The following is a 12,713-nucleotide window of genomic DNA, read 5'->3' on the forward strand; positions in this document are numbered from 1 at the left end:
CCTACTTAAAACACAACCGTAAATATTTTCTCTTTATATTAATACTGATGAGGAATCGGTCATCTCTATACAATGAGAAAAGGAACCTTATCAAATTAAAGAGGTTTCATAGCTGGCTTAGTCCTTAAGTTAGCCTCATACTTAGATTTATATAAAGCAACAATTTTGTAAATCAGAGAGGAGCATTATGCATCGGAAAGTAAAATTCGGTCGCACTATGCCTTTAAGCGAGTTCAAAACTAATCCAAGTGCCGCATTACACGAAGCAGAAGGTGACGCCATAGCGGTGACTTCAGATAATAAAGTCCAGTTTTATGCTGTACCCAGTCAACTGTTTGAAGACATGACTGAGTTCTGTGAAGTCGCCCAGCGTGGAACCATGGAAATGAAAGATTTACCTCCCCAAGCGACGGGAGATGCAATGGACATGGAAAAAGTGACTCGTAAAATGGCGAAGAAACTGAAAGATTCGAAGCCAAAAGATATAGGAAGTTTTGAGGAAGAGTAATGAATAAAGACTCAAGACATACCGAAGGTCGAAACCTAAATTTTCAATCTACTGAGTTCTCTGAAGAGATTATCGAGCCAAGTACTCGAAATTTCGAAATTCAAGAAAGTGAATTGAAGAAAATAGCACAGAAAACAACCCAGCACGCAAGGCTACGTCAACCTAAAAAGGATACTGGCTGGTGAAAGAAATTAGAGTCTTCACCCATACTTGGTTACGCGAGTCCATGGATGAACAAAAGAGAAAGGCACTAGTTGCGGAGTTTAAATCATATAAAGGGGAGGAAGGGATGCTTCCCCGTTCCTTTGGCCGTGATGTACCTTATGATCGCACATTTAGGCGCTCTTCCTTAGAACTGATGCATCTCCATTATAAAGAGCAAGGCTTTCCCGTGAGACTATTACAGTACCGCCGTACTAGTGGTTATGTTCTGGCCTACTGCCCTGGTTTTATGGAACCGGATACTTATCTCCTTATTGGGATAATAAAGCATTTTGATCCAAGAAAACCTGAAGAAGTAATAAATACAGATAGAGACAATAATTTGATGGCAAAACTAGAGGATATTGCTGAAAATTTTCGAGAACAGTATTAGAAATTATTCAGTCTAATTACTTTACATAGCTTGGAACCTATTACGCAATACCATTTACTACTGCCAATTGAATTTCATCAGGAAATAATATATCCCATAATTACTTAATATTTAAAATAATTATGGGATGCTTAGCTTTACCTCTTTCAAGATCAGCCTCAACTGTTCAAGCAGCTTAACTTCACTCTGTATATTTACTCAACCCAACGGCACTCTCAAAGGCTCAATCACCACCTGCTCCCCAGCCTCTACACTGCCACTCTCTCGCGCCAAAACGATAAAGCAGTTAGCAGCAGCCAGACCGGAAAGAATATGGCTCCCCTGGGTACCAACCGGTTCTACTACCAACATCCCGTTTTCATCACTGCGATATACACCCCGCTGGAAATCGGTACGGCCCGGCTTTTTCTTCAACGGTTTTAACAGTTTTGCCTGTAAGGTCTGCGGGCCAGTCCACTGATCGCCTTTCATCACACTCAGGGCGGGCACGGCCAGCTGGTAGAAAGTTACCAGGGCGGAAACCGGGTTACCGGGTAAGCCAAAGAAAGGGGTTCCCTGTAGGAAACCGAAGGCAAAAGGTTTACCGGGCTTCATCGCCACTTTCCAGAAGCTGATCTCTCCCAGTTCTTCCAACACTTCACGGGTGTAATCCGCTTCGCCAACGGAGACTCCACCGGAGGTAATAATGGCATCGGCCTCTTCGGAAGCACGTTGCAAGGCATCGGTAATGGCCTGTTTGTTATCGGGCAATATACCCAAATCCAAAATATCCAGGTCCAGCTGTTCCAGGGCGGATAACAGGGCAATACGGTTGCTATCGTAGATATCGCCCTTACCCAGGGCTTCGCCGGGCTGGCGCAATTCATCGCCGGTGGAGAAAAGTGCGACTACCGGTTTGCGCACTACAGTTACTGTTCCCACACCGGCAGCGGCGAGCAGGGCAATATGTGGAACACTGATGCGCTCTCCGGCTTTGAGCAGGCTAGCTCCTTCAGCCACATCTTCACCGCAGCGGCGAACATGGTCGCCAGTGCGAACTTCGCAATTTATTCGTATCGACTCCCCCTGGGCATCGACATTTTCCTGCATCACTACCGTATCTGCACCGGCCGGTACTGCGGCTCCTGTCATAATGCGCACGCAGGTGCCGGGGTTCACCACACCGTCAAAAGGTGCACCGGCAAAAGATTTGCCGATCAACTCCAGCGGCAAGCCACTGGCCAGGTCTTCAAAGCGCAGGGCGTAACCGTCCATTGCGGAGTTGTCGCAAGGCGGTAGGTTTACTGTGGAGATAACATCCTCAGCCAATACTCGACCGGCGGCTTGTGCCAGGGGCAAAGTCTCAGTGCCACTGATTGGGCTCAGTGCCTCAAGAAGTTTTTCGCGGGCGCTTTCGATGGGCATCAGGCCCGGTTGGCTACAGCAGTCGATAGTGGGCATGGACAATATCTCTTACTTCATTCCTTTGCGGTTGGGACAAATTAGTGGCTGCGGTTTTGGGATTCCGGTCGCTTCTGATTAACCATCCACACAGCAGCTTCTACGCGGGAGCGCATGCCCAACTTTTTCAATAAGTGTTTAACGTGAACCTTGACAGTGGCATCACTGATATCCAATTCACGGGCGATTAACTTGTTACTGAGGCCATCGGCGATCAATTGCAAGATCTGGTATTCGCGACTGGTCAGCGTCGACAGGGTATCCGCACCGGAATTGTCCGGCTTGCGCAGAGCGGAGGCGAGGATCTCGGTAAGGCGCTGGCTGATAGCGAGCTTGCCGTGTGTGGCCTGGATAACCTGATCGAGAATATCTTCCGGCTCCATATCCTTGAGCAGGTAACCATCGGCACCGGCACGAATACAGGAAACTACGTCCGCATTGTTATCGGAAACAGTGAGTATCACGATGCGAGAGGCTACATCGGCTGCACGCATTGCCCGCAGGGTATCCAGCCCGTCCATACCGCGCATATTCAGGTCCAATAGAATAAGGTCCGGCTCGTGCTGTTTGGCCAGCTCCAGCGCTTCCTCCCCGCTGCTGGCCTCAGCTACCAACTCCAGGCTGGGCTCCATAGCAAACAATTGCTTGAGACCTTTACGAAACAGAGGATGGTCATCAACCATCATTACCGTGGCAGAAGAAGTCATGGGGTGTCCTGCTTCATTGCTGTAAGTTGTACTAATTCTGAACAGTGACTTTAACACAGGGCTCAGTGCCTGCGCTTACCCCCAAATGGGTAGCTATTACGCGCGGGGGCAAAGGGGTTACTTACTGTTGGTAATTGAGCAGGGATAAGCCCCGGCCCATAGTGGCCGGACGAATCATTTCGAGGAGGAGTGGCCGCCGTGTCTGACATCTACGAGTGGGCCCCAGAGGACAGCAAGTTCTGGCAGTCCAAGGGCAAAAAAATCGCAAACCGGAATTTGTGGATATCCATTCCCAGTTTGCTGTGCGGCTTCGCCGTGTGGCTCTACTGGGGCATTATTACCGTTCAAATGCTCAACCTTGGCTTCCCCATTGCCAAAGCCGACCTGTTTACCCTGATGGCAATTGCCGGCCTCACCGGCGCCACCCTTCGAATACCCAGTAGTTTCTTTATTCGATTGTTCGGTGGGCGCAACACCATTGTCTTTACCACGGCCCTATTGATGATACCTGCCCTAGGCACGGGTATCGCCTTGCAAAATCCTGAGACCCCATTGTGGGTATTCCAGTTGCTGGCTCTGCTGTCAGGTATTGGCGGTGGTAACTTCGCCTCTTCCATGTCCAATATCAGCTTCTTTTTCCCCAAGGAAAAACAAGGGTTGGCACTTGGCCTGAATGCGGGCCTGGGTAACTTCGGTGTTACCACCATGCAGATCCTGGTACCGCTGTTTATGACCTTCGGTGCCTTCGGCGCTGCCGGCGGCGATCCCATGACCCTGGTGAGCAGCTCTGGCTCCCTGATTGGCAAAGTACCAGCCGGTTCTGAAGCGTGGATTCAAAATGCTGGTTTTGTATGGCTGCTGTTCCTGATTCCACTGGCCTTTGTAGGTTGGTTCGGTATGAACAACCTGCGCACCGACGAAGTCACCCCGGATGTGGGCAGCTCTATCGGCGCGATGTTGAAGATGACCATGATGTTGGGAATCGGCCTCTTCACCGCAATCACAGGTCTGTGGCTGTTGCTTCCCGAAGCGGCTAACGGTTCAGGCTGGGGTGTGCCCAAGGAAATCGTTCTGGTACTGGTAATCGCCGCTACCGTGTTCGGCTTGAAGCTGCTGCCCGGTGAGATTAAAACCAGCTTGCAGCGTCAGTACCGTATCTTCAACAACAAGCACACCTGGGTGATGAGTGTCATTTACACCATGACCTTCGGCAGCTTTATCGGTTTCGCAGCGGCCTTCCCCCTGGCTATCAAGGTGATCTTCGGATACAGCCACGTGATGGTGGACGGGGTTATGACTCACGATACCATCAACAACAATGGCCCCAGCGCCCTGATGTACGCCTGGATGGGTCCGTTTATCGGCGCCCTGATTCGCCCGGTAGGTGGTTGGATCTCCGACCGCATCGGCGGAGCCCTGGTTACCCAAATCTGTGCTGCAATCATGGTGGGTAGTGCCCTGGGTGTGGCTTACTACATGAAGGCCGCCTACGGCTCAGCCACTCCGGAAGAGTTCTTCCTGCCCTTCTTCCTGCTGTTCCTGGTGCTGTTCGCCGCTACCGGTATCGGCAATGGCTCTACCTTCCGCACCATCGCCATGGTGTTCCCGAAAGAGCAGGCAGGCCCGGTATTGGGATGGACTTCAGCAGTTGCCGCCTACGGTGCCTTCTATATTCCCAAGGTCTTCGGCGAGCAGATCAAAGCCACCACTCCGGAGTATGCTCTGGCAGGCATTGCTATCTTCTACGCAGTTTGCCTGGTAGTTAACTACTGGTTCTACCTGCGCAAAAACGGTGAATTCTACAATCCATAATTTGGTCTCACGGGCGGGGAACCGCTTTTGCGGGGAGGTTGAACCTCCCCTTTTTTATTTCACCTGAATCAATATCGGCGTTATATCCGAACCTTCAAGCAGGCTGGAAATCAGCTGTCTATCGGTATCCCTGCGATAGTAGATCGTCACTTCATCCAAGTCTTCAACGGTTGGCATCGTCGGGCATAGATGCCTGGCAATCGCCATACACATCTGCTCATAAAAATCTAAATCGTGCAGCTTATCCAGATAGATATGGCACCCTGCGATATCTTCAGCACTAATCGTATAGTTGTAACCTATGGGCGGCTGAAAATAGTAGGCCTGCACAGTAATAGACCCATCTGCATTTTCAGTGACTTCGTATTGGACAGGTCTGCCGCAGATACTCTGTTGGTACCCAACAAGATCCTCCGCAACTGAGGCAAGACTGTCATCCGTCTCAATGGTGCTCTCAATTTCACTGTAGGCTTGATGGATAGCTTCAAAGCAGCTCAAGCAAGACTTAACACCCGCTTCTTGCAGCTCTGGCAGCAGTTCTGTCGCCATATCTTCTAGCAATTGCACCAGCTTTTCTGCCGAGATAGCGTCGCGAAAATAGTAAGAGCCTTCTCTCTCAAGCGCCGACTGGAAGATTTTTAGCTTGCGCTCCGGGCAATAGAAATCGAGGTGGTAGAGAGGCTGTTCTGGATCGGAAGTGTGGTTATTCAGCTCTACCTTGCCCAAATACGGGATAAAAAAGGTAAAGGACCAGTACTCCGGGCAGTGAATAAATCGCCGGCAGTGCTCTTCGATATAACCGGGCAGATATTGAAGGTCGAAGAGATTAGCCAGATGATAGTTACCACCACCCTGGTATTCCGCTATGGAGTCATAGTTATAAAACGGGTGCTTGCCGTGGAAATCTATCTTAACTCTCTGCCCACTGGCTGCGCGGCAAGCCAAATGAAAGTACAAGGCATCGTCTTTGTAAGTAGAGCGGATAACGATAGCGTCGCCCTTTCGGCGAAGCTGATAGCGGAAAGTATCGATCCGGTAGGGCTCACAATCCTCAAGTAGCTCGGCAATTTTTAGCTCACCCGATTCCAGGCGGCTTACTCGATAGTTGTGCCCGCCTTCTTCTATGCAACGAGTAAGTACTGGGTGTAGATCCTCAATGGTCACGGCTTTCGCTACAGGTAAGCCCTCGACCTGTGCTTTTTCCCGGTAAAACTTATCGCCCTCGTTAAAGAGAGAAATTCCCAACACAACGCCCATAGGAGCACCACTAAGTTAGCTGATGTTCAAACTTAGCAAAAAAAATTGCTGGGGTTTTAGGGATCGAAGCAATGCACTTTCAGAAATTGCCCTGGAACTACCTACAAACCGGCAAGACTACCGGCCTTAAACTGGGCAAAGTAGGTAGTGCCTTCACGCAGTTCTAGGCGCTCGCAGGAGAGACGGGAAATATCTGCGTAGAACACCTGATCAGCAGCGGCTAACTGTAAACGAATGCGGCCGTCGGTAAGGTTCTGCTTAGCAACTAAAGTTACCGGCAGGCAATTGAGGATACTGGACAAGCCCGGCTTCTCTACACTGAGGCTAATATCTCCAGCTTCCAGCAGAAAAGCTGCGGTATCGCCTTTGCGATAATGGCCTGCCACCCTATCTGCAAAGATAGAAATCCCCCCTAAATCCAAAGTCAGCAGACCATTGTTTAGGGATTCCACTCGCGCTTCAATCCGGCTGCGGCAGCTATCCCCTACGCCGTGGTTATCCAGGCGCTGGGCAACTTCAGGTAAAGGAAGTGGTGCAGACAAGTTGGCAGAATCCATCCATAAACAACGCTGGGCCAGCAGCTGGATTTCATCAAAGTCGTGACTGGTCCAGATTACCAGCGCCGGATATCGGGCCCAGAAATCCCGTAGGGTCGGCAATAGGCGCCGCAGTACCTGGGCGCGGTCAACCGCTGAAAGCGGCTCATCAAATAATTGCAGCGGCGCGTTGTTATAAAGCTGGCGTAATACAGCCACTCGCTGGGCTTCTCCACCAGACAATAGCTCCACCGGCTGATGGAGTAGCGGTTCAATACCAAAAGCCTCTAGCAGCCGACCACACTCTTCCTCGGACAGTGGCCTGCGGCTGTAACGGCGGGCCAGTGCCAGGTTATCCGCCACCGACTGGCCGGCAAACAAGCGGCTATCCTGAAAGCCCAAAGAAAGCGTTCTTTTGTGGGTAGCCAGGGCGCGGCGTCCGCGCTGCCAAACCGTATTGGCAAAAGTGATATTGCCACGGCAATGGCGCTGGCCAGCCAAAGCAGCCAGTAATGTGCTCTTGCCGCTGCCGGAAGGACCGGTAAGGCCAAAAACTCCAGAGGCAGGCAGCTCTAATTGCCAGGGAGTCGTAGCGTTAAGCGGAGTCACCAGCCCTGTAACACTCAATCCGCTGGAATCAGAAGTGGTAGACGCAGTACCGAAAAGGGGTAAGGTGATTTCCATTAGCCCAGCACCCCCATTACCGGTTTAACGCGCTCGCTGTTTGATCCGCGCGGGGCCAAACTATGCCCCAGCCAACGGGCAGCGAGTAGCAGTACCGTAGTAATTCCCATCAACATCAAAGCCAGCCGGTGCGCCGCACCGTATTCCATCGCCTCCACATGTTGATAAAGAGCAATAGAAACCACCTGGGTCTCACCGGGAATAGAGCCACCAATCATCAGCACTACCCCGAACTCACCCAGGGTATGGGCAAACGTTAAAGCGCAGGCACTCACAATAGCGGCGCGACTCGCCGGCAAAAGAACTTTTAATAGTGCCGCCCAGGGCGGTATACCCAGTGCTGCGGCAGCCTGGGTCAAACGCTGACCATTGGCATTAAACGCGGCCAGCAGCGGCTGCACCATAAACGGTAGGGAATAAATTACTGACGCAAATACCAGGCCGGTAAAGGAAAACACCAAAGGGCCATCAAAAAGTTGTGACAGCCACTGCCCGGGAGCATAGTTAGGGGAAAATAAAAGCAGTAAATAAAAACCCAACACCGTGGGTGGCAGTACCAGCGGTAGGGTAATTAATACCTCTATGCAATGGCGCCAGCGGCTCTGCCATTGGCTCAATTTCCAGGCCAGGGGCACGCCGATAATAAACAGGAGCAAGGTAGTTAAGCCGGCCAATTTTAAAGTTAGCCACAGGGCCTGCCAGTCGGCAGCGGCGATATTCATAAGCCACTCCCTCCATCTCTACTTCGATATTGAGTCGGCAAAACACCGTAACCCAAGTGCTGTAGTTGCACCTGCACTTCCGCTGAACGCAAATAGTTAGCGAGGGATTGTGCCTTTTTAGGTCGGCGACTCTGGGTGGGAATCAGCAGCTGCTGTTCAATGGGTTTATACAAATGCTGCGGCAACAGCCAATAGTTATCGCGGCCGGCTGCTTGCATCTGGCTGGCGGCGACAAAGCCCAGCTGCGCATTGCCGGAATCCAGCATTAAATAGGCTTGGCCGGCATTGTGGGCCCGGGCCAATTGAGTTTGTTTTTTCTTCCACAAATCAAGGCTTTGCAGCGCTTGCCGTGCGGCACTGCCGAATGGCGCTACTTTCGGATCGGCTAATACAATTTTATCGGGCCAGGTTTGCAGTAACTGCTCGATATTCGATTCCGATTTTGGGTGCCAGAGAGCCAGTAAACCCAGGGCGTAAGTCTGACGACTGTTGCCCAGTGCCCCGCCCTGCTTTTCCAACAGTTCAGGTCGCTCGCGATCGGCAGACAGGAATAAATCAAAGGGCGCGCGGTGCGCTATTTGTTGGTAGAGCACCCCGGAGCTGCCGCTACTGATTTGCACCACACAGGCATGGCGACGCTCAAATTCCGGCAGTACCTCTTCCAGTGCCGGGCGGAAGCTGGCCGCTACCGCCACCCGCAAGGTGCAGTTATCCGCATTAACCGGTAGCGCGATGGCCACCAGTAAAGCGGATAGCAGCAGGCTCAGCCGGCGGACCACTTTTCCATCTCCGCAGCATCACTGGCCCGAGCTTCGACCCAGCGCTCTGAAGACTTACCCGACTCATCCGCTACCGCTTCGCGCTTCCAGAAAGGCGCCTCAGTTTTGAGGCGATCCATAATGTATTGGCAGGCGGCAAAGGCAGCCTGGCGGTGGGGGCTGGTAACACCGACAAAAACAATCTCATCGTTGATCTGCATGGGGCCAACCCGGTGGACGATAGTCACACGCCCCAGGGACCAGCGATCGCGGGCATTATTGATAATCCGTTGCAGGCTTTTTTCCGTCATGCCCGGATAGTGTTCCAGGGCCAGGCCGCAGACATCACTACCGGCATTGAAGTCCCGCACCGAACCCACAAACAGGGCGCAGGCACCATCGCCACTGTTGCCTTGCAGCGCAGTATATTCAGCCGCTACGTCGAGGGGCGTTTCACAGACTTCAATACGATCAACGGCTTTCATATTGGCACCACTAACCGCCGGTAACCGGCGGGAAAAATGCAACTTCATCCCCAGCCTTCACCTGGGCTCCGGTTTCTGCAAGCTCCTGGTTCAGGGCCATACGAATATCATCCCTTTGCAGGTGCGGGCTCCAATCCGGGCGCTGTTCACATAGGGTTTTACGCAACTCGCTGAGACTGCCGGAAAAGTCCTCCAGGGTAGTCTCACCCATGCCCAATTGCTGGCGCAGACGCGCGAAAAACAGAACCTTTACCATCGCTTTACACCTCTGAAATTTTTACGCCTTGTCCGCAGCATCGCCACGCCAGTGGCCGCGCTTACCGCCGGTTTTTTGCAGCAGGCGGGTCGGGCCGATTTCCATCGCCGGGTCCACGGCTTTGCACATATCGTAAATGGTCAGCGCCGCTACCGAAGCTGCAGTTAACGCTTCCATCTCTACCCCAGTGCGCCCGGCCAAGCGGCAGAAAGCAGTGATATGCACACTGTGCTTTTCCGGTTGTAATTCGAAATCCACCGCTACTTTGGTCAACGCCAGTGGATGGCACAGGGGAATTAAATCCGAGGTTTTCTTCGCGGCCTGGATGCCGGCGATACGAGCTACAGAGAGCACATCGCCTTTTTTGTGCGCCCCTTGGCTAAGCAGTGCAAAAGCCTCTGCACTCATACAGATGCTGCTCTCGGCCAGGGCGCTGCGGTCAGTGATGTCCTTCTCGGTAACATCCACCATGCTGGCTTCGCCGCGCTGGTTTAAATGGGTTAATTGGCTCACAAATTACCCCCGGCTCTCGCAGGGCGCGCTGGCAAAGCGCACATGGGGGATAAAGTTACAGGGCTTGTGGCGGGCATCCAGCTGCTCCAGCAATATGCCTTCCCAAGCCGTGCGGCAGGCTCCGGTGGAACCGGGCATACAACATATCAGCGTGCGATTAGCCAGGCCGGCGAGCGCGCGGGACTGCACGGTAGAGCTGCCGATATCCCCCAGGGAAATATGGCGGAACAGCTCGCCAAAGCCGTCGACGGTTTTATCGAACAACGGGCTCAGGGCCTCCGGCGTGGAGTCGCGATCGGTAAAACCAGTACCGCCGGTCACCAATACCACCTGCACTTTGGGATCGGCAATCCAGGCGGAGACCATCGCGCGCATCTGGTAAACATCGTCCGGGGTAATGCGCTTATCCGCGAGCTGATGGCCGGCAGTTTTGAGGGCTTCCACCAGGTACTGGCCAGAGGTATCAGTCTGCTCGTTGCGGGTATCGGATACGGTGAGTACCGCGATATTGAGCGGTACAAATTCTTTGCTAGCGTGTGCGGACATAATCAGTGGTCTCTCAAAAAACTGTTTTCTGGAGTTTTATCCGGCGTACTCAAGCCGAGATAATCTGCCGGCGTATTGATATTGCGATGCCAATCGCCAGCACTTTTTATGGGTATGGATTTGGCCCCCAGGTGACGCAGCAGCGCGCCGACAGAATTGCGCGCACTGCCCTCAACAGCACGGCGCAAATAATCCAGGCAGTCGCTGTTCAGAGGCAGCCACAGGGGAAAAAAGAAGTTTTCAAAATAACAGGGCCGGCCACTTGCCTGCCCCTCTGCCAATAACTCTGCGAGGTGCTCCCGCCCAAGCAAGGGCATATCGACCGGAATCACCAGGGCCGCATCGGCACCGGTTGTCAGGGCTACCGAATAAAGGCCGCCCAGAGGGCCCCGCTCTGGCACCAGGTCTTCAATCGCTCCGGGGCGAGCGCCGCTGGTGACGACTTTTTCCAGCGGAAGCCCACTCAGCAATGCCTCGGCATGCTGCAAAAAATTGCCCCGTTGGGGGTGGGCCAGCAGAGCCTTGTCGCGGCCCATCCGGCTGGAGCGGCCGCCGGCCAGCACCACACCAATTGTCGATTTACTACCAAGAGCCCTGGCCATAACCCTAGCCCCCCAGCATCGCCAGGTTGCGGGTAGCGCCAGTGAAACCTTCGTGCAGCTGGTGGCCTGCAGTCTTATCCACAATCAACTCGCGGATATGAGCTGCCAGTGCCTCGCTATCGCCATCGGCGATGATTTCGCGCATATCAAAGCCCTGGTCGGCGAACAGGCACAGATGCAGCTTGCCTTGGGCCGATACCCGCAGGCGGTTGCAGCTTGCACAGAAGTCCTTGCCGTAAGGGGTAATCAGGCCGATACGACCGGCGTAATCCGGGTGGAAATACTCCCGCGCCGGACCGGCATCGCGGGTGCGGATCACCTGCTCCCAACCTTCCCGCAGCAACAGGGTTTCTATATCGCCACCGGAGACATGGTTGCTGGCGAAGAACTCGCGGTTATCGCCGGTGCGCATCAATTCAATAAAACGCAGGGTCACCGGAGTCTCACGAACCCAAGCGAGGAAATTATCCAGCTCGGCCAGGTTGTACTGGCGCATCAGCACTGCGTTGACCTTGGTATCGATACCCAAGGCCAGGGCGCGATCCAGGCCTGCTAAGGCTTTATCCAGGCGATTGTGGCCGGTGATATGGTGGAATTGAGCCGGGTCGAGGCTGTCGATACTGACATTCACCTGATCCAAGCCCGCGCGGTGCCAGTCGTCAATCTGACTGGGCAGGCGGTAACCGTTGGTGGTGATGGCTAAGCGGCGAATCTTATCGCTAGCGCGCACGGCTTCGAGCAGCGGCACCAGGTCTTTGCGCAGGGAGGGCTCTCCGCCGGTAAGGCGTACCTTTTCCGTGCCCAGTGAAGCGAAAGCGCGCACTAATGTGCCCACTTCAGCGACTGAGAGAGGATTTTCCCCTTCCAGGGAACGTCCGCAACCGATGCCCTCGGGCAGGCAGTAGTTGCAGCGGTAATTGCAGATGTCCGTCACGGACAGGCGCAGGTAGTAAAACCTACGGCCAAAATTGTCTTGTAACATTAAACGCCTTTCCAATGTCGGGAGGCCGCGCAGTTTCCCGCTAGACCCTGGTGGCCGGTACGGCCACGGTCCCGGCACCTTGCAACGTCAATAAAAAACGACGCGGTTTAGGTAGCGGGACTCGGTGTTTAAACTGATGTCAGTGTATCAAGCTGGTTAATTTATGCTTGGGGCAAAGGTGGTACTCCCTTGGTGCTCGAACTGATGCTCCTAGGGGAGACATCAAAACGTGGAGCTTCAGTCGATTAAAATTTATAAATTATAAAAACAGGTTCAAGGTGCGGGGAAAACCCCGGCCGAAGCCGGGGGC

The 12,713-nt window shown here is 53.2% G+C and carries 16 protein-coding genes and 1 riboswitch; of the genes, 4 read left to right on the plus strand and 12 right to left on the minus strand.

Annotated elements, in window-relative coordinates:
- Positions 1-187 precede the first annotated feature (187 nt).
- Genes ACJJIR_RS20760 through ACJJIR_RS20770 form a run of 3 tightly spaced genes read left to right on the plus strand, consistent with a single transcriptional unit; the run spans position 188 to position 1,103 of the window.
- Entirely contained in the window at positions 188-508 is a 321-nt protein-coding gene (locus tag ACJJIR_RS20760) for a hypothetical protein (RefSeq protein WP_444906665.1), read from the plus strand.
- Positions 508-693 carry a hypothetical protein gene (locus ACJJIR_RS20765; protein WP_444906666.1) on the plus strand — a complete coding sequence of 62 codons (186 nt, stop codon included), beginning with the start codon at positions 508-510 and terminating at the stop codon, positions 691-693. Before ACJJIR_RS20760 ends, ACJJIR_RS20765 begins: the two co-directional genes overlap by 1 nt.
- Positions 690-1,103 (plus strand): type II toxin-antitoxin system YafO family toxin, encoded by a 414-nt coding sequence (locus ACJJIR_RS20770; protein WP_444906667.1) that lies wholly within the window; start codon positions 690-692, stop codon positions 1,101-1,103. The genes ACJJIR_RS20765 and ACJJIR_RS20770 overlap by 4 nt, the downstream gene beginning before the upstream one ends.
- Before the next feature lie 198 nt (positions 1,104-1,301).
- On the opposite strand, the gene moeA is transcribed toward ACJJIR_RS20770, so the two are convergent.
- Positions 1,302-2,543, minus strand: a complete 1,242-nt coding sequence (moeA, locus tag ACJJIR_RS20775; RefSeq protein ID WP_444906668.1) for a molybdopterin molybdotransferase MoeA — start codon at positions 2,541-2,543, stop codon at positions 1,302-1,304.
- 41 nt (positions 2,544-2,584) lie between these two features.
- A complete protein-coding gene (gene narL / locus ACJJIR_RS20780) occupies positions 2,585-3,250 on the minus strand; it encodes a two-component system response regulator NarL (protein ID WP_108731363.1) in 666 nt (221 codons plus the stop codon).
- Positions 3,251-3,448: 198 nt separating this feature from the next.
- Here narL and ACJJIR_RS20785 point away from each other — a divergent pair, with 198 nt between their 5' ends.
- Positions 3,449-5,062 (plus strand): MFS transporter, encoded by a 1,614-nt coding sequence (locus ACJJIR_RS20785; RefSeq protein ID WP_444906669.1) that lies wholly within the window; start codon positions 3,449-3,451, stop codon positions 5,060-5,062.
- Positions 5,063-5,116: 54 nt separating this feature from the next.
- Here the strand turns inward: ACJJIR_RS20785 and ACJJIR_RS20790 are convergent, their stop codons facing one another.
- The 10 genes from ACJJIR_RS20790 to moaA form a co-directional block, all read right to left on the minus strand.
- Positions 5,117-6,319, minus strand: coding sequence for a hypothetical protein (locus ACJJIR_RS20790; protein ID WP_444906670.1), 1,203 nt, complete (start codon positions 6,317-6,319; stop codon positions 5,117-5,119).
- A gap of 101 nt (positions 6,320-6,420) precedes the next feature.
- The gene (locus tag ACJJIR_RS20795) at positions 6,421-7,539 is read right to left on the minus strand and encodes an ATP-binding cassette domain-containing protein (protein WP_444906671.1); all 1,119 of its coding nucleotides are present in this window, start codon (positions 7,537-7,539) and stop codon (positions 6,421-6,423) included.
- Positions 7,539-8,261, minus strand: a complete 723-nt coding sequence (modB, locus tag ACJJIR_RS20800) for a molybdate ABC transporter permease subunit (protein WP_444906672.1) — start codon at positions 8,259-8,261, stop codon at positions 7,539-7,541. The genes ACJJIR_RS20795 and modB overlap by 1 nt, the downstream gene beginning before the upstream one ends.
- Entirely contained in the window at positions 8,258-9,040 is a 783-nt protein-coding gene (gene modA / locus ACJJIR_RS20805; RefSeq protein WP_444906673.1) for a molybdate ABC transporter substrate-binding protein, read from the minus strand. The genes modB and modA overlap by 4 nt, the downstream gene beginning before the upstream one ends.
- Positions 9,025-9,504, minus strand: a complete 480-nt coding sequence (gene moaE, locus ACJJIR_RS20810) for a molybdopterin synthase catalytic subunit MoaE (protein WP_444908443.1) — start codon at positions 9,502-9,504, stop codon at positions 9,025-9,027. Before moaE ends, modA begins: the two co-directional genes overlap by 16 nt.
- A 10-nt stretch (positions 9,505-9,514) precedes the next feature.
- The gene (gene moaD / locus ACJJIR_RS20815; RefSeq protein ID WP_444906674.1) at positions 9,515-9,760 is read right to left on the minus strand and encodes a molybdopterin converting factor subunit 1; all 246 of its coding nucleotides are present in this window, start codon (positions 9,758-9,760) and stop codon (positions 9,515-9,517) included.
- A gap of 21 nt (positions 9,761-9,781) precedes the next feature.
- Entirely contained in the window at positions 9,782-10,273 is a 492-nt protein-coding gene (gene moaC, locus ACJJIR_RS20820) for a cyclic pyranopterin monophosphate synthase MoaC (protein ID WP_282951931.1), read from the minus strand.
- Positions 10,274-10,276: 3 nt separating this feature from the next.
- Complete coding sequence (gene moaB, locus ACJJIR_RS20825) at positions 10,277-10,819, minus strand: molybdenum cofactor biosynthesis protein B (protein WP_444906675.1); 543 nt, start codon at positions 10,817-10,819, stop codon at positions 10,277-10,279.
- A 2-nt stretch (positions 10,820-10,821) separates the two neighbouring features.
- Entirely contained in the window at positions 10,822-11,421 is a 600-nt protein-coding gene (gene mobA, locus ACJJIR_RS20830) for a molybdenum cofactor guanylyltransferase (protein WP_444906676.1), read from the minus strand.
- 4 nt (positions 11,422-11,425) lie between these two features.
- Complete coding sequence (gene moaA / locus ACJJIR_RS20835; protein WP_413664021.1) at positions 11,426-12,403, minus strand: GTP 3',8-cyclase MoaA; 978 nt, start codon at positions 12,401-12,403, stop codon at positions 11,426-11,428.
- Positions 12,392-12,542, minus strand: a riboswitch (molybdenum cofactor riboswitch). Its footprint overlaps the gene before it by 12 nt.
- Positions 12,543-12,713 lie beyond the last annotated feature (171 nt).

This window comes from Microbulbifer maximicatervae (SeqCode) (assembly GCF_052467385.1).